General features: G+C 38.3%; 18 protein-coding genes and 1 pseudogene. 7 read left to right on the top strand and 12 right to left on the bottom strand.

What is annotated here, in order from left to right:
* Positions 1 to 230 (top strand): transposase family protein (locus Sarmat_RS02415; RefSeq protein ID WP_202149256.1); only part of this gene is annotated, 230 nt, incomplete at its 5' end.
* A gap of 287 nt (positions 231 to 517) precedes the next feature.
* Here Sarmat_RS02415 and Sarmat_RS02420 read toward each other — a convergent pair.
* From Sarmat_RS02420 to Sarmat_RS02445, 6 genes are all read right to left on the bottom strand, one after another.
* Complete coding sequence (locus Sarmat_RS02420) at positions 518 to 2,575, bottom strand: S9 family peptidase (RefSeq protein ID WP_202149257.1); 2,058 nt, start codon at positions 2,573 to 2,575, stop codon at positions 518 to 520.
* Between the two features lie 143 nt (positions 2,576 to 2,718).
* Positions 2,719 to 2,979 (bottom strand): exodeoxyribonuclease VII small subunit, encoded by a 261-nt coding sequence (xseB, locus tag Sarmat_RS02425; protein ID WP_202149258.1) that lies wholly within the window; start codon positions 2,977 to 2,979, stop codon positions 2,719 to 2,721.
* 54 nt (positions 2,980 to 3,033) lie between these two features.
* Positions 3,034 to 3,798 carry an oxygen-dependent tRNA uridine(34) hydroxylase TrhO gene (gene trhO / locus Sarmat_RS02430; RefSeq protein WP_410520492.1) on the bottom strand — a complete coding sequence of 255 codons (765 nt, stop codon included), beginning with the start codon at positions 3,796 to 3,798 and terminating at the stop codon, positions 3,034 to 3,036.
* Positions 3,799 to 3,969: 171 nt separating this feature from the next.
* Positions 3,970 to 4,779: an ABC transporter permease gene (locus Sarmat_RS02435; RefSeq protein ID WP_202149259.1), complete on the bottom strand. Its 810-nt coding sequence runs from the start codon at positions 4,777 to 4,779 to the stop codon at positions 3,970 to 3,972.
* Between the two features lie 104 nt (positions 4,780 to 4,883).
* Complete coding sequence (gene rnhA / locus Sarmat_RS02440; protein ID WP_202149260.1) at positions 4,884 to 5,363, bottom strand: ribonuclease HI; 480 nt, start codon at positions 5,361 to 5,363, stop codon at positions 4,884 to 4,886.
* A gap of 271 nt (positions 5,364 to 5,634) precedes the next feature.
* Positions 5,635 to 5,868: a cold-shock protein gene (locus Sarmat_RS02445; RefSeq protein ID WP_202149261.1), complete on the bottom strand. Its 234-nt coding sequence runs from the start codon at positions 5,866 to 5,868 to the stop codon at positions 5,635 to 5,637.
* Positions 5,869 to 6,341: 473 nt separating this feature from the next.
* On the opposite strand from Sarmat_RS02445, the gene Sarmat_RS02450 reads away from it, so the two are divergent.
* A complete protein-coding gene (locus tag Sarmat_RS02450; protein WP_202149262.1) occupies positions 6,342 to 7,310 on the top strand; it encodes an EAL domain-containing protein in 969 nt (322 codons plus the stop codon).
* A 76-nt stretch (positions 7,311 to 7,386) separates the two neighbouring features.
* Entirely contained in the window at positions 7,387 to 8,091 is a 705-nt protein-coding gene (locus tag Sarmat_RS02455; RefSeq protein WP_202149263.1) for a hypothetical protein, read from the top strand.
* A 22-nt stretch (positions 8,092 to 8,113) separates the two neighbouring features.
* Here Sarmat_RS02455 and Sarmat_RS02460 read toward each other — a convergent pair whose 3' ends face one another.
* From Sarmat_RS02460 to Sarmat_RS07210, 6 genes are all read right to left on the bottom strand, one after another.
* Positions 8,114 to 9,352: an IscS subfamily cysteine desulfurase gene (locus tag Sarmat_RS02460; protein ID WP_202149264.1), complete on the bottom strand. Its 1,239-nt coding sequence runs from the start codon at positions 9,350 to 9,352 to the stop codon at positions 8,114 to 8,116.
* Positions 9,353 to 9,417: 65 nt separating this feature from the next.
* Positions 9,418 to 9,777: a HesB/IscA family protein gene (locus tag Sarmat_RS02465; RefSeq protein WP_202149265.1), complete on the bottom strand. Its 360-nt coding sequence runs from the start codon at positions 9,775 to 9,777 to the stop codon at positions 9,418 to 9,420.
* Positions 9,774 to 11,117 (bottom strand): sensor histidine kinase, encoded by a 1,344-nt coding sequence (locus tag Sarmat_RS02470; protein WP_202149266.1) that lies wholly within the window; start codon positions 11,115 to 11,117, stop codon positions 9,774 to 9,776. Before Sarmat_RS02470 ends, Sarmat_RS02465 begins: the two co-directional genes overlap by 4 nt.
* Positions 11,092 to 11,751, bottom strand: coding sequence for a response regulator transcription factor (locus tag Sarmat_RS02475; protein ID WP_202149267.1), 660 nt, complete (start codon positions 11,749 to 11,751; stop codon positions 11,092 to 11,094). Before Sarmat_RS02475 ends, Sarmat_RS02470 begins: the two co-directional genes overlap by 26 nt.
* A gap of 82 nt (positions 11,752 to 11,833) precedes the next feature.
* Complete coding sequence (locus Sarmat_RS02480; RefSeq protein ID WP_202149268.1) at positions 11,834 to 12,415, bottom strand: hypothetical protein; 582 nt, start codon at positions 12,413 to 12,415, stop codon at positions 11,834 to 11,836.
* Positions 12,409 to 14,223: an FAD-binding protein gene (locus tag Sarmat_RS07210; RefSeq protein ID WP_202149269.1), complete on the bottom strand. Its 1,815-nt coding sequence runs from the start codon at positions 14,221 to 14,223 to the stop codon at positions 12,409 to 12,411. Before Sarmat_RS07210 ends, Sarmat_RS02480 begins: the two co-directional genes overlap by 7 nt.
* A gap of 117 nt (positions 14,224 to 14,340) precedes the next feature.
* Here Sarmat_RS07210 and Sarmat_RS02490 point away from each other — a divergent pair, with 117 nt between their 5' ends.
* The 4 genes and pseudogenes from Sarmat_RS02490 to Sarmat_RS02505 all read left to right on the top strand — a co-directional run bounded on the left by Sarmat_RS02490 (position 14,341) and on the right by Sarmat_RS02505 (position 19,094).
* A complete protein-coding gene (locus Sarmat_RS02490) occupies positions 14,341 to 14,982 on the top strand; it encodes a 3-oxoacid CoA-transferase subunit B (RefSeq protein ID WP_202149270.1) in 642 nt (213 codons plus the stop codon).
* Between the two features lie 3 nt (positions 14,983 to 14,985).
* Complete coding sequence (gene tilS / locus Sarmat_RS02495) at positions 14,986 to 16,638, top strand: tRNA lysidine(34) synthetase TilS (protein ID WP_202149271.1); 1,653 nt, start codon at positions 14,986 to 14,988, stop codon at positions 16,636 to 16,638.
* Positions 16,628 to 18,523 (top strand): annotated as a pseudogene (gene ftsH, locus Sarmat_RS02500) (ATP-dependent zinc metalloprotease FtsH); the annotation flags it as partial. The gene tilS and the pseudogene ftsH, both read left to right, overlap by 11 nt.
* Positions 18,524 to 18,932: 409 nt before the next feature.
* Complete coding sequence (locus Sarmat_RS02505; protein ID WP_202149273.1) at positions 18,933 to 19,094, top strand: hypothetical protein; 162 nt, start codon at positions 18,933 to 18,935, stop codon at positions 19,092 to 19,094.
* Positions 19,095 to 19,199: the final 105 nt, after the last annotated feature.

Consider the following 19,199-nt stretch of genomic DNA (forward strand, 5'->3'; position numbering starts at 1 on the left):
AGCTGCATAGCAAATCTGAATTACCAAGAAAGAAGACTAAGAAAAACCCGTTAACAAAAGAGGATAAGGAGAAGAATCAAGAGCTTGCCAGTGAAAGAGTGGTTAATGAAAATGTTATCGGCATGCTCAAACGATTTAAAATCATATCTGACAAATATAGAAACAGACGAAAAAGGTTTGGCCTCAGATTCAATTTGATTGCAGCTATTTATAACATGGAGCTAGTATAAATGAGTTTCGAAAGAGGTCTATTGCTTTCCGCGAACAAAACCATTTTTAACGACTAAGCTACTATGGCATTTGGAGAATTTTACAGGCATTTAAGAACTCCTTTGATTCCTTAAAACCCTAATATACAACTCTTCTCATCCTGTGTCTATTTATATTGAACGCTTCCTCGAATTCTCACTGAACTCCCTGTACTCTCGGAGTTCCGTACTCCGTATGCTCCTTATATTTGCTCTTAACTTAGCGCGATTTTTGAAAAAGGTCTATTATACAAAACGCATAAAATTTTCTAATCCACCACATCCAATATAAACACTAAATCCTCCGCAACCTCCTTAAGATAATCAAACCTACCAGATGCACCCCTATGGCCTGCCTCAATATTGGTTTTAAAAATGATAGGATTATTAGAAGTATTATTAGCGCGCAACCTAGCCACCCATTTAGCCGCTTCCCAATAGCCCACTCTAGTATCAGAAACGGCGCTAGTTACCATCAGCGCCGGGTAAACCTGAGGACGCACATTCTCATATGGAGAATAGGACAGCATATACTCAAAATATTCCTTTTCTTTCGGATTCCCCCATTCTTTAAACTCCCCCGGCGTGAGCGGCAAAGACTCATCGAGCATCGTATTCACAACATCTACAAATGGCACATGAGCAATGGCACCAGCAAATAATTCTGGCCTTTGGTTAATAACATTTCCAATCAACAAACCACCAGCGCTTCCGCCAGAGATGACTATTTTTTTCGCCGCAGTATACTTTTGGTCTATCAGGTGTTGGGCGCAGTTGATAAAATCATCAAAAGTGCGTTTCTTATTCAAGAACTTAGCTTGCGTATACCATTCGTGCCCCATATCATCTCCGCCGCGTATATGCGCAATTGCATACACAAAGCCTCTGTTGGCAAGACTCACTGCAGTACTTCGAAAACCCGGACTCATAGCTATACCATAAGACCCATAGCCAGTTAAAAATAGCTTATTGCTACCATCACGCTTAAACAAATCCTTCTTATACATCAAGCTAATAGGCACCAAAACATTTTCGCTGCGCGCAAAAACTCTTTCCACATGATACTCTTGCGCATTAAAACCACTAGGTATCTCTTGCTCTTTTAAAACCGTTAACTCATTATTTGCAAAAGAGTAGTTATAAACAGTGGCGGGGCGTGCAAGCGAGGTGTAAGAAACGCGCACATCATCTTCTTCAAAATTCGTGCTACCAGCATGAGCAGTAAACGCGCTATCTGGAAAAGTGAGGATGTGTTCTTTTTGAGATGACAGATCTTGCACCTTAATTAGCGGCAGACCATTGCTTAAGTAGTTAAGGATGAGATAATTACGGGTTATGTCAAAATCAGTGAGATAATCATCGTTAGACCTAATATACTCTTGCCATTGCACCCCATCTCGAGATCTTAATAATAAAAAGTTATCAGTCTTCTTGTGAGTAACAATGCTTTTATTTGTTAGTAAATAAAAATAATCTTGCCCATGATCTAACGTATAAAAAATCTCCTCCTCTCTCTTCACCATTGTCTTTGGCGAGAAGCTGTGGTCTTGCATAGGAAAATAATACAACTCATTACTACCATGGCCAGAGCTACTGATAATAATATGCTGCTTGCTAGAAGTTTTGCCTATAGACAAATTAAACAGCGGATCAGTTTCAGAAAAAATTAATTTATCTTCATCTTGTTTTTGCCCAATTTTATGAAAGAAGATTTTATTTTTCCTCCAGTTTTCATCAGTAGGAGTGTAGAAAAAACCAAATAACTCTTCGTGCCACACAATGTCTGGGCTAGTTTGCGTTAATACATCAGGCAGCAATTCATTCGTTTCTAAATTTAATATATAAATTGAATATCTTTCATCGCCCTGAAAGTCTACGCTATAAGCTAAAAATTTATGATCAGGAGATATGCTAGTAGACCCAACCTCCGTAAAACTCTTACCTTGCGCAAGCACATTCACATCCAGCAAAAGCTGCTCTTGCCCCTGGTTGCCATTAGCATCTAATGCCCTGCGATAGAATGCAGAGTATTGCTCATGTTCAAAAGTTTTAGTGTAATAAATATAATTATCTTTCTTAATTGGAACAGATTGATCTGCTAGCTTGATACGCCCCTTTAGTTCTTCAAATAATTCTTGCGTGCGCTGAGCAGAGATGACGCTATCAAAATAGCGATTTTCTGCATGCAAATATTCCAAAATTTCTGCATTATCAACCACTGGCCATTTGGCGTCTCTCATCCAAGCATAATCATCATTTAGAGTAACTTGATGCAGAGTAGTGGAAGTAGTAACTTTTTTAGCTATAGGTACTTGAACATTATTCATAGTAGAAAGATAAGTAATTAAAATAATGATAGTGACCAAAAAGAAAGCGAGATGGAGAGCTGAGTTTTGCAACACTCGCGATAGGAAACGTTTATAACGTAGCATCGGCGTGTGAGTAAAAAATTACTTCAAGAACAAAAAATTTATATAGATTCTGGTTCATCTTTAGCTTTTAACACCTCTTCTATTTCAAACTTTGCGCTTTTTAATTTTTGCTCGCAATACTCCCTAAGCATCGCGCCACGTTTAAAATAGCTCACAGCTTGATTGAGAGCGATGCGACCATCGCTCATTTTACGCACAATCTCTTCCAGCTCTCCCAACGCTTCTTCAAAAGAATAAGCGCTAATGTTAGGCAATTCTTGTTCTATAGCATTCTTGCTATTTTCTTTTATATCAGACATCGCAACGGTAAATCTAGTAGATAAATTCAGAGTAGATCAAATATGCAATTATACCTAACAGTGCAGAGGCGTCAAATCTGGCTTTACACCTACCCTCTCATCAAACACAAAGCACTCCCCCTCCCACAACTGCTCCTCATTAGCAGTGTCTTCAAACCATCTCAAAATACCGCCTTCTAAATGATAAACTTCATTATATCCTTTTTCTTTTAGATACGCAGTGGATTTTTCACACCTAACACCACCAGTGCAAAACATTGCGATTTTTTTATCTTTTAACAGATCCGCATTTTCATCCAGCCATTGAGGCAAAAAGCGAAAGGTTTTAATTTTAGGGTCAATTGCTCCTTTAAAAGTGCCCATTTTCACTTCGTAATCATTCCTCGTATCTATTACAACAGTATCTGGCTCTTGAATTAGCTTGCTCCACTGATGCGAATCTAAATACTCGCCTCTCCATTTCTTAATATCAAGCTCATAGTCTAGCTTCATAGATATAATCTCTTTCTTAAGCTTTACTTTAAACTTAGTAAATGGGTTAAGATCGCAATAATTCACTTTTATATTCACTTCCTTAATATCCAAATTACAATTCTTCACTAAATCACGCAGAACTGCGTAAACACTCGCATCTTTGCCTGCTATATAGCCATTAAACCCCTCTTTTGCTATAAGAATGCTCCCCTTCACCATATTTTTATTACCAGAAAAGAGAGTTTTATATATCAATATTTCTGGCTCTGGAATATCTAAAAAGGAATAGACGCTCAATACAGTAATTTTATTCAACCCCCCTCCGAACTCTACTCCTGATAGCAACTGCGCGTCGCTGTCGATGCGCGAGTCCTCACGTACTTTATGTACGCTGCGGCTCTGTGCTTCGTATGCTCCTTGCATTTGCTCATCATGAGCGAGTTCGGAAAGAGGTCTATTATTTTGTTCTGAATTATTTAACATTTTTCAACACCTAAATTCGCTTATCAAAAATAATTATACTTTAATACGCCAACCTTTATTAAATAAATGACGTAACAAAAGAAAAAGCGCGCAGTTTAGAGCTAAAACGAACAACAAACCGCCACTACAATCTTTTTCTAAGCATAGTGTACTACATCTAAAACCATCAATCAAATAATAAAAAGGATTGTAATTATTAATAGTTACTAACACACTAGGCATTTTTTGCATCGAGTAAAAAGTACCAGACAATAAAGATAGCGGCGAGATGATGTAGTTAGTGATAGCGGAGCTCTGTTCAAAGGAGTTAGAGAAAAATCCGGTGAAAATACCAATTTGCGCTGCAAAACAGCTCGCTAATAATATATACACAATACACCAAGTTACATGTGCTACGTGCATATTTAAAAATAACATAGAGCAGAGTACTAGTAGACTAGACACCATTAATCCTCTGGCAACACCACCAGTTATCATCGCAAACAAAAATTCGCATGCACCAAACGGTGGGGTGAGTATGTCGTACATACAACCATTCATTTTGGTGATAATAAGGGAGGAGGATGAGTTTTGAAAGGCATTTTGTATAGTGCTCATCATAATTAAACCGCATGCAATAAACTGCACCGAGGGCGCGGAAAACAAATTATAGCCCTGATCTTGATAAGAATCTGGGGCTAACGCGAATGCAAAAATACATAACATTAAAACGGCATTCACAAGAGGCGCGATTACTGTTTGATGATAAACTGCACAAAATCTAGAAATTTCACGCATACATAAAGAAACAAATGCTTTGTAGTTAAACCCTTCTTGAATATGATATTTTTCCATATTTTGCATAGACTATAAGTATAATAATGTATAATATATTATTTTAATTTAAAATGAGTACGCTTTGAGTGCGCTTTTTTCAAGTACGCTTTTTACTCTAATCCCCAATTCTATCAGCAATCTTTATCGCATCCAGCTAATATCTCAATGGCTTTATCTCTACCTTGCACAGCCAAAGCATCAGCTATCATATTACCTTCGTTATTTGCATGTCCTTTTACCCAACGCCAATCTATTGTATGCATCAAGGTTTTTTGATATATGGCTTGCCATAGCTGTGCATTTTTGACATCTTCTTTTTTAGAGTTTTTCCAGCCATTCTTCAGCCAAGTATAAATCCAATTAGTAATGCCCTGCTGCACATATTTACTATCTGTATATAATATCACATTGCTTTGAGTTTCTAAATACTCTAAACCACGTAGAGCAGCCAGCAACTCCATCTGATTATTAGTGGTATTGACGCTATACCCAAAAAATTTCTTGCGTACGCTATCAATGGTCATAAACACTCCCCATCCACCAGGCCCGGGGTTTCCAGAACATGCACCATCTGTATAAATTATAACAGCATTATTGCTTTTTGCGTCCATTAATTTAATATCTCTAAAATTCATGAAAAAATAAGAAGGCGGTAAAGATGAATGGTATAGAAGGGGGGTATAAGGTATCAAAGACAGTCACTAACAATAGCAACACAAACTCACCTTATAGATTATTCTAGAAAAGATGTGGAGAATTAAAGAAGAAGGCAGTAATTAACAAGTAAAACAAACGCGAAGACTCAAAGCACCTCCACACCTCACTTCAACTGAAGATGCTCTTAAAGAAACATCAGAAGCCAGATGAAAGACGTAAACAGTCTCAATTTGTCATGCCTGAGCTTGCTGCTTCATCTATCACGCTGATCTTTGTGGCTGAGGTTTTGCCTCTCTCAGTTACTAGCTCAAATTGCACCATAACATCTGGAGCTATCTTTCTTAGTATTTCATGCGGTATCGCGCTAATATGCAAAAAAATATCTGAGCCACCTGAATCTGGAGCTATAAAACCATAACCTTTTTCTTGATTGAACCACTTGATGCGACCTGAATCCATTTTATTCCTCGAAAATTGTAAACATTATTAAATTATAAAACACAAAATAGATTGCGATGCAAAATGCCACGTCTTATTCATAGCGCAAACACAACCTCATTAGAGGTTATAGCATTAAAAGCGAATGTGCAATAGGAGTAAAGAAAAAAATATACAAACATCAGTTGCATAACAAAAATGCGTAGTATTACAATTGATTTCCAAATATTTTGTTTATACTCTTTTTACTTAGTAACATAATATTTATAGTTCCCAGGGCGAGTCCCATGCAAAACCAACATAGTACTCCATCATCTATAGACCGCACCTATTTAATAATCCAACTAGCTAACTACCATATTTTAAAGATTCTTAAAATCAACACTAATGAAGTATTGCAAGTTCTTCTTCAAAAAATAAATCACTATTTTCACCAACATCAAATACAAGATTTAATAATTCATAAGGACTGTATCTTTCTATCGCTACAGCTTATGCAAAGCACACAACTGCGCGCTTTAGTGCAAAAATTTTATTGGGATGCTCAATTACACGTGTTTAATGACCCTAAAAGTTATATTAATTTAAAAATAGTGTCTAAGGATGAGGTGAGTAACGGCAATACGAATGACGTTCTTGACGTGTTATCATCTCTGGCCTGCGCGTCCACGCGTCATCATCACTACTTTAGCCAATATAATGAATGGGATATAGGGGCTCACTCTGTGGTAGCAAAGGGTGGATTAGTATCACTATTACGCAATGCAATTAAGCTAGATCAGCTACAATTCTTTTATCAACCAATCATCAATTATCGAGAAAATAAAATTTATTATCATGAATGTTTGCTCCGTATTCAGGACGAGCACAATAATTTGTTTTCTATAGGCGAAATTATCGATTCTGTAGAAGAGCAGGGACTAATGAACATCTTAGATTATAAAGTATTTAATATGGGCATCAGTCAATTGTTAGCTAATCCTAACATGCAAGTTTCGGTAAATATTTCTAGCCTAGGAGTGTTAGATGATGCCTTTTTAGATTTTGCACAAGAATTACTATCGCTTCACAAAGTGGGAAATAGATTGATTATAGAAATTACAGAAACCACCCTGAATCTGAATTTAGAACGTACAACACAATTTGTGCACGCGCTTAAGGCTCAAGGATGTAGAATAGCTTTAGATGATTTTGGGGCGGGTTTTACTTCTTTTAAACAATTAGAGTTCCTACCTATTGATATAATCAAAATAGACGGTAGCTATATTAGAAATCTAGACCAAAACATATATCATCAATATTTTGTAGAAATGATGACTTTTATTTCTAATAAGATTAATGTACTTGTAATTGCTGAGTTTGTAGAAACTCAGGAAGTATGCAACCATCTCACTAAACTCGGAATACAGTATATGCAGGGCCATCTGTTCGCTCGCGCATCGTCAATTATAGCGGATATTTAGTGCAGTTGCGAATATCGATATGATTTATTAAATTACACACTATCTCATATTCAATTAATTATACATTTACATTAATATGCAAACAGCAATAAAAGTACGAAAACTTACATACAACTTGGCTATCCCTCAAACCAACGAGCTACAAAATTCCATATACTTTGATGGCATCAAAGAGTTTATATGCTGCTTTGAAGGTATAAGGCTGGATACCTATTTAGATGGCATACCTGACCCTGACAATCCAGCCCGCTTCATCTCTGCCAAAAAATTTTATTCCTTGAGTAGCGTCAAACAAAACCAACTACGCAAACAATGTATAGAGCGCGGCGGCAGAGTTATTGCTACCGTTGGCGTGGGCGCTAATATAGATTCGAAAGAAACGAGAGAAGAGCTAGATAAGGTGTTAAAGAAGAAAGATTTTATGGAAAAAGTATATCAAGGCGTCCGCAATCTGTCTCATGCAGAAACTATGAGAATTTTCGCTCATCATATAAGCTGCAAAGTGGCGGAGTTGCACAAAATATATCTTACAGATTGGCATAAACTAAGAGGAAACGAGCGCATTGCTATTTTAAGTTTGTATTTTAATAGCCCGAAACTGGTGGGTGGCACTACTCGCTTTAGATCTCATATTAAACAATATATACAAACACGGGACGTAGCTCATCTCAAAAATGCTGTAGACGAAGTAGTAAACCACTCAAACCCTCGCAAACACCATGCCGTGCAGAGAAGGCGAGATTCGGAAGGAGCGCTGCTAGCTTCTTACGAATGTGCTTAAGAGGCTCAAGAGAGACTCAATTTTATTGATGGTTCCATTGGATGGCGCTAATATCTACGCCATCTCTCACCATTTCCCACAACGGACTCATGTTTCTTAACTTCTCTAACTTACTCTTAATAAGTTCCACCGCATATTTCACCTCCTCTTCTTTAGTGAAACGACCAAAACTGAAGCGAATTGAAGTATGTGCAAGATCCTCGCTTAAACCTAAAGCACGCAATACATAAGATGGTTCCAACGAAGCTGATGTACATGCCGAACCAGATGATACGGCTAAATCTTTTATAGCCAAAATCATCGATTCCCCCTCCACATAAGCGAAATTAATATTTACTATACCAGGATATCGATGACGAGCACTTCCATTTAAAGTCACATATTCTAAATCATTAGTTAAAGCGTGAATAAAATATTCACTTAACTCCTTAATTCTTTCATATTCCTGCGCCATCTCTTCCTGAGCGATGCGAGCAGCAACTCCTAAACCAACTATCAATGGAGTGGGCAGAGTGCCTGATCTCATACCCCTTTCTTGCCCTCCTCCATTAATTATTGGGCTTAGCCGCACCCTAGGCTTTTTGCGCACATACAAAGCGCCTATACCCTTGGAAGCATAAATCTTATGCCCAGAAATACTAGCTAAATCTAAATTACACTCCTCTACATCAATCGGAATTTTGCCAAATGCTTGCGCAATATCTGAATGAAAAAACGCCCCATACTTCCTGCATAAAGCGCCAATCTCCTTTAATGGTTGAATAACGCCTATTTCATTATGCACTGCCAACACTGAAACGAGCAATGCTCCGCCCTTTCTCAGCTCTTCTTCTAGTAGATTTAAATCTATTATACCATCAACCCCCACTGGCATATAAACAACTTCATAACCCATAGAGCTCACTTGACGCATTGTATCTAATACGCATTTATGCTCAGTCATAAGCGTGATAATACGCTTTCTATCACTTCCATAAAAATGCAATATTCCTTTAATAGCTAAGTTGTTCGACTCCGTAGCACCAGAGGTGAATACTATTTCCTTCTTATCAGCATTAATTAATTGCGCAACCTGCGTTCTTGCAAGCTCTACGCTTTCTTCCGCCACCCAACCAAAACTATGAGTACGGGAGTGAGGATTGCCGAATTTTTCTCGAAAATAAGGCAACATAGCATCTAGCACACGCCCATCAACTGGGGTAGTGGCTGCATAATCAAGATAAATCGGCGTTTGCACTGTTTGTGTTTTAGCTTCTAACATAATGTCATTTCTATGATTGAGATATTTTAGTAAATACTATGTATTAGAGAAAACAAATGCTCTGCTCAAGCATTAAAAGACTTACCACACCCACATTTCTCCTTTTCATTTGGATTCTGGAAACTAAAACCAGCATGAAACTCTGTTTCAGAATAATCCATCACACAGCCAACAAGATAAAGCATAGCCTTGTAGTCTATTATCACCTTCACTTCCTGCACCTGCACTACCTCATCTATGGCATCTATGCTCTGCGCATATTCCATATAGTAAGTAAAACCAGAGCAGCCACCCGCCTTCACGCCAATTTTTATACCAATGGCAGCCTTTTGCGCAAGTAAATTTCTAATTTGATCTAAAGCTCTATCCGTGAGCTCTATTATCTGCTTTTGCGGCTTTTGCGGCTTTTGCGTTTTAAGAGTCATAACTCCACATTGTATATTTTTTTGATATTAATTACAACTTTCAAACCACCCAGCTCATCGCTAGTATCTAATCTAATCTCCCCAAAGTGATCTAATATTATTTCCTTAGCTATTGCAAGCCCGAGCCCCACGTTACCAGTGCCATCTAATCTACGAGATTTGTCGCCTCTATAAAAAGGCTCAAACACCTTCTCCCTCTCATGTTCAGCCACTCCAGAACCATCATCTTCTACCCAAATCGATAAACATTTCAAACTTTCTTCAAAATTCACAGTAACTAATACATTATTACCGTATTTTTGTGCGTTAGAAATCAAATTCATGATTACTCTTTCAAATGCAAAAGGTTTGATACAAACATCACAACTCCGAATTTTTGTGCGCAAAGTAAGTTTTTGATTAGTAAGTAAGTTATGATATTTACTACCTATCACCTCATCAATCCAAGATATAAAATCAACTTCCTGAAACTCCTCACCTCCTTCCCCCCTAGCAAAATCATTATACGAATCTAAAATGCGAATCATCACTTCAATATCCTTGCGCAGCCTATCGCGCTCATCAAACTCATTCATCAAGTCAAGTTGTAGTTGTATTCTAGTCAATGGAGTGCGTAAGTCATGCGCTATCATTGCAAGCATCTGAGTACGCTTAAGCATTCTATTTTCTAGCCTAGCCTTCATCTTTAAAAGCGCAATGCCGGCCAATTTAATTTCTTGTGGCCCTCGTGGTTTATAATCTACTCTTTGTGCGGAATTATTGCCAAACGAATCTGCTGCTCGCGCAAGCGCCACAATCGAGCTAATTTGCTTTCGTAAAAATAGCAAAGATAATATCATCAACACTACGGTAATACTACTAATCCATAATACAAATAAATAAGCAGTTCTGGTGAGCAGTAATTTAGAAGAAAAATGAATTTTCAGCATATCTTCTCCACTCTGCAAATACACAGACACAGTGCGGTCTGAGTTAGACAGTACAACAAATGGCAGATCGATTTTCTTACTTAAAATATTTCTAAAGATCTCAAGTTCTTCACGCAATCTGGGCTGCTTTGCTGGTATGCTCTGCCCTGGTAACAGTACATAAGAAATAGACAGATGGTTCTGCATTGTCTGGGTGGCGGCGTGGTCTGCGGTATTGTAAGTATCCAATAGCACCATTATCTCACCGGCTATGAGGTGGCTAGCGTAATGCGAAATGTTATACCAATATCTATCATAAAATAGGATAATCGATATCATCTGCCCAAACAAAATAGGCAATATCATAATCACGGCAAAGCGCATTAATAGAGTTTTTGGCATAACTCTACGCAAGAGTGAAGATATAGACATTTGATGATAGATTCTTTAAATGAAAATAAGGCTCTTGTAATTCTATATTCTCGCGAATTAATGCAATAGCGCTCTGCACCTCAAAATGCGTTAAATCAAGCTGCTCACAGATTTGTTCGACAGTAACTTGCACACCCTCATGCATCAAGAAATATTCTAAAATCTCACCTTCCGCCTTTTGACTCGCTTCACTCCTCTGCCCATCTCTAAAAGACACATACGTCTTATCATCCCAAATATAAATTGCCTTATCTAGAATCGCGATGCGCTTGTTGTGTTTAAAATGATAATAGTTTTGTACCAATAACTTTACTTTCTCAAGCAATTTCTGTGAATTGAATGGTTTGGTGATGTAGTCATTCGCACTTTGCAATGCTTTTGTTTGTATTTGAGGGTCGTCTAGTGCAGTGAGTATTACTATAGGCACATGCTCCTCTTTGCTTCTAATACTACATGCAAACTCAATGCCAGTAATACCAGGCAGCATCACGTCTAGCATCAATAGATCGTATTCGCATTCTGCCAATAATTCCTTCGCATCTTCTACGTTACCAGCAATGGATGATAAAAAGCCATGTTTTTGAAAAAATTTCTGTAGTAAAAGCCCAATATATTCATCATCATCTACAATCATGATCCGGGGCGGGGGTAATATCATTTTTTAAAATATTGAGTTGGAGGGGTCAAAATACAAATAAATAAAATTAAAAACTAATTTATCTAGATAAAATAATTCTAACTTTATTTTTCTCTAAAATCACTTCCTGATTATGAATTTGAAACTTGTCTGAATTAATATAACACTTCATTTTCTTCTCATCTAATTTTAGCAATATCCCGTCTCTACCATATGCACTACGCTCAGCTAGGTTAATATCTACAGCATTAACCTTAATTTGCCAAGTTTTATATAATAAACGCGCCCCACCATGTAGATTAATTGTTTTTCGCTCAGAATAGAAAGCCCCTTGTGCCGCCAGAATATACAGCATCTCGTTATTATTCATTGGATACTGTATATCAATATTCTTGCCAAAATATACGTCATCCATATTGTGCAGTACCTGAGATATATGAATCTGATATTGTTCCATTTGATTACTCACACCAGTAAAATTCAGATTATCTATTTCCATAGAATTTTTCGTCACAAATGGATCAAATGGACAAGATAGTTTGTTCTTCTCCTCTCGCGCACATAATGCATCATATAGAAAAAACAAAACCAAAAGAAATAATATCAGCAAAATGACCGTTGCTGTGGTTTTATATATTTTTTGCCTTTTAATAATTAACATTTTTGAACAACTAAAGTTCTTACTGGTTTGCACAGCACTTCATTCTGTTGATAGCTATAGAAACTATGATACGCCAACTGCTCATCCTGTTTTGCATAATCTATCCTAGAATAAGCGCCCCTACTCTCCTTTCTCATCAAAGCGCTATGAGCCATGGCGCGGGCGCAAATCAAACCGTTTTTTAATTCTAAATATTGTACTATCACTTCTGGCTTCAGTTTTTGCCGTCCAAACCACTCTATCTTGGAATTTGCCCAAGATGTAGCAAAATCTTCAATAGTTTTGCGTAATGATTCTATCTTCTGTATAGCTTCTTGAATTCCACCGTCGTCTTTCATAAACCCTAGATGTTGCGCAACTATTTCTTGAAGATTGCTCCATAACTCCTTAATATTTTCTATCTGCAACCCCGATGCCAGCGTAATCTCTTGCTTAACTCCTTCTATAACTAACGTATTTGATTGTCGATATTTCGTCACGGCCATCGCGCGCCCCTGAACCTCAAATATTTGCTCTATCACTAAATGCCCAAAGGCATAACATTCTAACAACGAATTGCAACCTAATCGCTGGGCGCCATGAACAGACACACAACCGGCTTCACCTAGCACATATAAGTTTTTTATCGGTTGGTAATGCTTACCATCTTCATACTGAGCTCTACACAGCGCATCAAGAGCAATCCCGCCCATTGCATAATGGGCACCAGGCACAACGGGCACGGCGTCTTTTTGCGGATCAATGTTAAGCAATTTGCAATTCGCTACCAAATTTGGCAATTTCTCCAAAACGTTAGGCACCGCACGCAAATCTAATAAAATATGATCTTTATTTGGGCCGCAACCTAGCCCCGTGCGAATCTGATCTATCATAGCGCTAGACACAATATCTCTCGTAGATAGTTCTAAAAATTGCGGGGAGTATTGCTGCATAAACCGCTTACCCGCAGAATTCATCAACACACCACCGGCCGCCCTCGCAGCTTCGCTCACTAAGATAGAAGTGCCATAAAGCAAAGTGGGATGAAATTGTATAAATTCCATATCTTGCAAACCAATGCCGCTTCTAGCTGCCATCGCCTGCCCATCTCCACTAGAACCTGGGGCGCTGGTAGAATTGGCGTAAAGCTTAGTATAACCCCCACTAGCTATAATCATATGTTTTGCTTCTACTATATGTAGTTTTAGATTTAATAAATCAAAAAAAACGCATCCTGACACATGATCATCTACTCTAATCAACTCCATTGCAAAATGATGATTTAAAAAGCACAAACTAGATTTATAACTATGAGAGAAGAAGCGAGCGGCCGATTCATCAGAAGGAGTGTTAAAAACATTCATCAATTGCGAATAAAGAGCTTGGATGATAGCCTCCCCCGTGGCATCATTAGCGTAACAGGCCCTATGAGCTAACCCTCCTACTCCATAATGCTTCGTGTGTCCACCATATATCTTCTGAGCTATCCTACCCTCTTCATCCTTATTAAAATTCACGCCAAATTGTGAAAGATGCACTATCACCTGCTCTGCCGCTTTGCACATATATTCCACCGAATCAGCATCAGCAAGGCCATGCGCGGCTTTTAAAGTATCATAAATATGCCATTGATAACTATCTTCATCTACATTAGCCAAAGCAGCGCTTATGCCTCCTTGAGCCATTGCGGTGTTACTTTGCATTGGATGGGCCTTAGTTGCTATAACAATTTGCAAATCACTATTTGCAGCTAGTAATGCCGCATACAGCGCAGCTCCGCCAGACCCTATAATTAATAAATCACACTGAGTTTCTACTATTTCTAGCACAGCATTTTATTATTGATGAATATTATGTTATAATTAAATCATAGAGGATTGATGCGCTTCTTGCTAGATCAATTCATCTGATATATATGTTTTTAAAAGTAACAACAGAGGTAAAATATGTCCTGGACCAGAAGTCAGATGTGCGAAATTATCGCTAGATATGAATTAAGAGATGGTATGTATGTGAATTTAGGTATAGGAATGCCAACTGGTGTTTTAGACTACATACCACACGATATTGAGGTGATTTTCCAAAGTGAAAATGGCATGCTAGGCATGGGTCCTTTCCCACACAAAGGCCAAGAAGATGCTGATTTGATAGATGCTGGCAAACACACCATTACCGAACTACCTTGCAGCTGCTATATCAGTAGTGCAGACTCGTTTGCAATGATTCGTGGTGGACATATTGACTTAACTATTCTAGGTGGGCTACAGGTGTCTTCGTGTGGCGATCTTGCAAACTGGACTGTGCCAGGAAAAATGCTCAAAGGTATGGGCGGCGCCATGGACCTTGTTGCAAACGTTAAAAGAGTCGTAGTGATTATGGAGCATGTTGCAAGAGATGGGTCTCATAAGATGCTGCATGACTGCACTCTACCTCTCACTGGCACTAGAGTGGTGCACAGAGTTGTAACAAACTTAGGGGTGTTTGATTTGGAAGATTGTCAGATGTATTTAATAGAAAAACATCCAGATGTAAGCGTAGATCATATCCGCGCAAGTACCTCCGCTCAATTTGAAGTTAGAATAAACTAATGCATGCATAAACAGCCACATTGGCTTGATTACTCCGTTAATCTTCTAGAACGTCTGGAAAATAATCTTGTTGCATTGCTCAAAGCGCGCGCCATTCCTCAGCGCGCTAAAAGTAGCTGGATGCTAGCGATTTCGGGCGGCTCAGACTCTCTTGCTCTCTTACTACTTAGCTCTAGTATTACAAAAAAGTGGGGAGTGAGGTTGGTGATTGCGAATGTGAATCATCAATTGAGAGAGGAAAGTGCTGCAGAAGCTGAGTATGTGAGACAATTATCTCGTTCTCTAGAACATGAATGCGTGCTGTTAAAATGGGATAGAGCTCCGGCTCAATATGCAAACGATATAAAAATCAAACATCTTACAAAACTCGCGCCAGATCAGAGGCAAATGCAAGAAGTAGATGAAAGCGCAGAACTCCCGACGTACATGAAGTTAAATGAGGACTCGCACACCGAAACGACGAAGCGATTGCTATTAGGAGTAGAGTTTGGAGTAGAGTCTAATCTGCAGGCGAAAGCTAGACAGGCTAGATACGCACTGCTCCTAGAAGCTGCTCTTGATTACGACTGCGATTGTATCTTCACCGCTCATCATCAAGATGATATCATAGAAAACCTACTCATTAGAAATGCTAGAAAGAGCGGAATATTAGGATTATCTAGCAATTATATTCAACATTTTCATCGTGCTACACTCACTCAAAAATCAAACATCTTATCAACATCCACTCCAATCATCCGTCCATTATATAATTTCACAAAACTAGAGTTACAAAACTTTCTAAACAACGCCAATATTAAATGGATGGAAGATCTCTCCAATGATAGCGAGAAATATCAACGCAATAAAATTAGGCGTTATATTCAAAAACATAAATTATCAAAGCTATTATCGTCTCTGCAAAAAAATATTAATCTCATTGCTAATAAATTAAATGAGCAGCTCATCACTTTCTTCGCCGAATCCGTGGCTTTTTATAGATACGGATTCGTTACTATCTCAAGAGATGCGATAAATCAGACCAAGCATGATGAATTATTATATTATCTCTTTAATTTAATATTCACATCTATAGGAGGCAAGGAAAAGTTTAGCAGGGGGCAATCTATGACCCACTTACTTTTAACATTACGCCAGCAAGAAAATTTTCACAAAACCCTTGGAGGGTGTAATATAGTATGTAACAGTAAGCAGATTTTAATATACAGAGAATTTGGCAAACACCTTCCGCAACCAATAATAATTAACTCTCACTCACAGCAAATACACTGGGATAATAGATTTATTGTAAAATGCATAACTAATGGCAACGCTTTTTTGCTTAATCACAGGATTTTATATATTTCTCATCTTACAAATAAAAGCTACCAACTGCTAAAAAAAAACCTATGCATCGCAGAACTAAAGGCCTTAGCTCCGCAGCACTGGCACAGAATACTACTAACGCTCCCAGCGGTTTATGAGATAGATAATACACACAAAATTACTAGTAATTTGCAAATATATGATCTGAAAAACTGTATTGCCTTGCCGCATTTGTTATACTATGATAGTGTTATTAGTGATGATAGACAGTTAAATTTTCACATTTTTTTCAAGCCAAAATTTCTGTCTCGTTTTATTCATTTTGAAGGTAGCGTAAGTTATGAAGAATAACGGAAAAAATTTCTTAATCTGGGTTGGCATAATATTCGCCATAGTCTTTTTATTCAATATCACTCAAGAAGAAGGATTGTTTAGCAAGAGACAGCAACTAGCATTTTCAGACTTTCTTTCCAAAGTACAAGAGAAGCAAGTACAGTCTGTAAAAATTCAAGGACGTAACATAGACGGCCAGCTCAAAGACGGCTCTGCATTTTCTACGTATTCACCGGATTACCCAGATTTAGTAAATAATTTAGCGAATAATGGGGTGCATATAGACGCGGGACCACCAGATACCCGCATGAATTCGTTATTTGGAATTTTTATATCATGGTTCCCCATGATTTTACTAATAGGCGTGTGGGTTTTTTTCATGCGGCAGATGCAGGGCGGCGGTAAGGCGCTAAGCTTTAGTAAGTCAAAGGCTAAATTAATGACGGATAAAGGGGCTAAAGTCACCTTTAGTGATGTAGCGGGAGTTGACGAAGCTAAAGAAGAGATGTCTGAAATTGTTGATTTTCTACGAGACCCTAGTAAATTTCAAAAGCTAGGCGGTAGAATACCCAAAGGTTGCTTGCTTATTGGTTCTCCTGGTAGCGGAAAAACATTGCTGGCAAAAGCAATTGCTGGCGAGGCTAACGTTCCTTTTTTTAGTATCTCTGGCTCAGATTTCGTGGAAATGTTCGTAGGTATTGGCGCAAGTAGAGTAAGAGATATGTTTGAACAGGGCAAACGCAATGCTCCTTGTATTATTTTTATAGATGAAATTGATGCAGTGGGCCGACACAGAGGCGTGGGCTTGGGCGGTGGTAACGACGAGCGCGAGCAAACCTTAAACCAAATGCTCGTGGAAATGGATGGTTTTGAAGCGAATGAAGGAGTAATCATTATCGCCGCAACTAATAGACCCGACGTTCTAGACCCAGCGCTACTCAGACCAGGACGGTTTGATAGACAAATCACAGTGCCAAATCCAGACTTGAATGGTAGAGAGCAGATATTAAACGTACATCTAAAAAAAATTAAGCACGCAGCAAATGTTTCTGCCAAAATTATTGCTCGTGGTACGCCTGGATTTTCGGGGGCGGAGCTGGCTAACTTAGTGAATGAATCAGCTCTGTTAGCTGCTAGGAAGAATAAGAAAGAAGTACAAATGGCTGACTTAGAAGATGCTAAAGACAAGGTCTTAATGGGCGTTGAGCGTAGATCGCAAATTATGACTGAAGATGAAAAAAGAATCACCGCTTATCATGAGGCTGGTCATGCCTTGGTGGGGCTATACTGTCATGCATCAGACCCCATACACAAAGCAACCATTATACCAAGAGGTAGAGCTCTAGGCATGGTAATGCGCTTGCCAGAATCTGATCGCCTCTCTGTTGCGCGCGAAAAAATGGAAGCGGACATAGCAGTTGGTATGGCGGGTAGAGTGGCTGAGGAAGTGATATTTGGTCATAATAAAGTTACTTCTGGCGCATCTTCGGATATAAAGATGGTAACGAACATGGCTAGAGCGATGGTGCTTGAGTGGGGCTTAAGTGACGCGCTTGGTCCTGTGAACTATCTCACAGACGAACAGTCTTATATGCATAGGGGGTACAATAAGCATTCTGAAGAAACTGCTAGACTGATAGATGCGGAGGTGAAAAAGTTAATTAGTAGCGGTTATGAATTTGCAAAGCATATATTAACCACTCATATTGAGCAGCTGCATCTTCTTGCTAAAAACTTAATGGAGTTAGAGACGCTTACAGGGCATCAGATTAAAAATTTATTAAGTAATAGAAGTTTAGATTGCGAAGATGAAAATCATTTTCCTTTTGCCGTAAAGCACGATGAGTTCGCGGCAAGCAAGAAACAGAACGAGCCTAAGAAACAAACGGGATCAAAAAAACAAATAAAGAAAGATGAGGAAGTTCTAGTGAAAAGAGAACAGCAAGATAAACCAAAAACTAATACTAAAAAACTAAAATAGAGTTCTTGTATGACTCTATTTCTTATGACAATGCGATGCCTCGCGTCGCTGTCAGGTTTAAATCCTCACTTAATGCCAATCACGCTCTTTAATTGAACAAATAGTTTGCTGCGCAAATGCTCAATGTTCGTTTGTTTTATTGTTTGTATAAAGCTAGCTATTGCTTCTTTTAAATCGTTTAGCGTTCCTTTAATTGTATTTTGCTTAATATAAAGTTACAACCTTTTTCTATCGGGTTTAGTTTGGGTGAATATGGTGGAAGGTCAATAATTTCAATAGAATTCGGTATATATAGTAATTTAGGTTAAATTAGATATAATTTTTCGTTATAATGAAAGGAAAAATGACAAAAAGCTATAGCAATGATTTAAGAGAGAAAGTAGTAGAATATTTAGAACCAGTCACGCAAAAGGTTGAAGTATTGGAGGGACATCGTTATGATTGGCATCAAAGGGAGGATATGAGATGTCAACGAGCTATACGAGTGATTTAACAGATGAAGAATGGGCCGTAGTCGAAAAGATAATTTACAAAAGAAGGGGGAAACAAGGCAGGCCGCCCCCTAGGGATGCCAGACGTTTATGGGATGGTATATTTT

Source organism: Candidatus Sarmatiella mevalonica, from assembly GCF_016751895.1.
In the GTDB taxonomy this organism is placed as follows: Bacteria; Pseudomonadota; Alphaproteobacteria; order Rickettsiales; family Rickettsiaceae; genus Sarmatiella; species Sarmatiella mevalonica.

What these genes read in the sequence shown, in the direction of transcription:
- rnhA (WP_202149260.1), bottom strand. Translation starts at nt 5,363, where the DNA reads ATGGACGCAAAAAGCAATAATGCTGTTATAATTTATACAGATGGTGCA.
- Sarmat_RS02420 (WP_202149257.1), bottom strand. Translation starts at nt 2,575, where the DNA reads ATGAATAATGTTCAAGTACCTATAGCTAAAAAAGTTACTACTTCCACT.
- Sarmat_RS02435 (WP_202149259.1), bottom strand. Translation starts at nt 4,779, where the DNA reads ATGCAAAATATGGAAAAATATCATATTCAAGAAGGGTTTAACTACAAA.
- Sarmat_RS02465 (WP_202149265.1), bottom strand. Translation starts at nt 9,777, where the DNA reads ATGACTCTTAAAACGCAAAAGCCGCAAAAGCCGCAAAAGCAGATAATA.
- Sarmat_RS02460 (WP_202149264.1), bottom strand. Translation starts at nt 9,352, where the DNA reads ATGTTAGAAGCTAAAACACAAACAGTGCAAACGCCGATTTATCTTGAT.
- Sarmat_RS02450 (WP_202149262.1), top strand. Translation starts at nt 6,342, where the DNA reads ATGCAAAGCACACAACTGCGCGCTTTAGTGCAAAAATTTTATTGGGAT.
- xseB (WP_202149258.1), bottom strand. Translation starts at nt 2,979, where the DNA reads ATGTCTGATATAAAAGAAAATAGCAAGAATGCTATAGAACAAGAATTG.
- Sarmat_RS02445 (WP_202149261.1), bottom strand. Translation starts at nt 5,868, where the DNA reads ATGGATTCAGGTCGCATCAAGTGGTTCAATCAAGAAAAAGGTTATGGT.
- Sarmat_RS02470 (WP_202149266.1), bottom strand. Translation starts at nt 11,117, where the DNA reads ATGTCTATATCTTCACTCTTGCGTAGAGTTATGCCAAAAACTCTATTA.
- Sarmat_RS02475 (WP_202149267.1), bottom strand. Translation starts at nt 11,751, where the DNA reads ATGATTGTAGATGATGATGAATATATTGGGCTTTTACTACAGAAATTT.
- Sarmat_RS02505 (WP_202149273.1), top strand. Translation starts at nt 18,933, where the DNA reads ATGAAAGGAAAAATGACAAAAAGCTATAGCAATGATTTAAGAGAGAAA.
- tilS (WP_202149271.1), top strand. Translation starts at nt 14,986, where the DNA reads ATGCATAAACAGCCACATTGGCTTGATTACTCCGTTAATCTTCTAGAA.
- Sarmat_RS02490 (WP_202149270.1), top strand. Translation starts at nt 14,341, where the DNA reads ATGTCCTGGACCAGAAGTCAGATGTGCGAAATTATCGCTAGATATGAA.
- Sarmat_RS02455 (WP_202149263.1), top strand. Translation starts at nt 7,387, where the DNA reads ATGCAAACAGCAATAAAAGTACGAAAACTTACATACAACTTGGCTATC.
- Sarmat_RS02480 (WP_202149268.1), bottom strand. Translation starts at nt 12,415, where the DNA reads ATGTTAATTATTAAAAGGCAAAAAATATATAAAACCACAGCAACGGTC.